At 36.9% G+C, this 1,057-nt stretch carries 2 protein-coding genes; both read right to left on the reverse strand.

The genetic code is table 11. The features are described from left to right. Window positions 1-727, reverse strand: a 727-nt coding sequence (locus EKL98_RS17225) for a glycoside hydrolase family 43 protein (RefSeq protein ID WP_126563258.1), incomplete at its 3' end; no start/stop codon positions are given. After that, window positions 724-1,057, reverse strand: a 334-nt coding sequence (locus EKL98_RS17230; RefSeq protein ID WP_148104481.1) for a family 43 glycosylhydrolase, incomplete at its 5' end; no start/stop codon positions are given. The genes EKL98_RS17225 and EKL98_RS17230, both read right to left, overlap by 4 nt.

The following is a 1,057-nucleotide window of genomic DNA, read 5'->3' on the forward strand; positions in this document are numbered from 1 at the left end:
CATATTCTGGATTTCTAAAATCATTTGCCGAATAAACTAAATAATACAAACCCTCTTTTTTCAAAACTGTAGGGCCTTCAACAACCGGCCAGCTCACATTTTGCGTGTTTTCCCATTGTAGTTCTGCAGCTATACATTCGGTAAGTGTTTCGGGTTTAATACTTAAAAGGTCATCTTTTAATTCGGCTACAAAAATTCGGTTTCCATTAGTAAGTCTAACATGATACAAATATTTTTTTCCGTCATCATCTATAAAAACAAAAGGATCAATTTGTTTTACGGATGCAGCCAATGGTTCCTTAGAGGTATTTCTGAAAGGCCCAAGCGGGGAATTACTTGTTGCAACAGCAATGTTTTCATTGGCTGTATACATCATATAAAACTGATTGTTATACTTCAATATTTGTGGAGCCCAAAAACCTTGTGTACCATAAGCATCTCCTTTTTTAAGCCCAAGACCAGCTTGAGCACCAACGGGTCCATTCCAATTTTTTTGATCGGAAGAGGAATAGACCTGAAATCCTTCTCCGTTTAACGGACTGTTTCCGGTAGTTGTTCCATAGAGATAATAAGTCCCCTCATTATAAAATATGGTCGGGTCTGCCAGAAAAATATCTTTTAATACAACAGTTGGAGTAGGAACTGTTGTTGTAGCTTCCAATTCCTTTTGTTGCGAACATGAATTTAAGCTTAATGTTGTAAATAGAATTATAAAAAAAAATTTCATTTTATAGTCGGTTTTATAATTGGTGTTGTAGACGGCGTTCCCGAGTTTACAGTTGGCCAGCCATTTTTATACGTTATTTTATCGATCAAAATGATGCGTCCGCCATTTGGTTTTTTTGAATCAATTGCGTGATACACCATCCATTCCTGTCCGTTATCGTCTGTTACAACTGAATTATGTCCAGGAGCAATCCATTTATCATTTTTATTTATAATCACACTATTAGCAGTTTTTTCAGCTTCTTCCAAAGTTTCAAAAGGGCCTTCCGCATTTTTAGAACGCGCAACCATTACGGCATAATGCGCTTTTTCGCCACAGCAGTTGTCCCCT

Source organism: Flavobacterium bomense, from assembly GCF_003970355.1.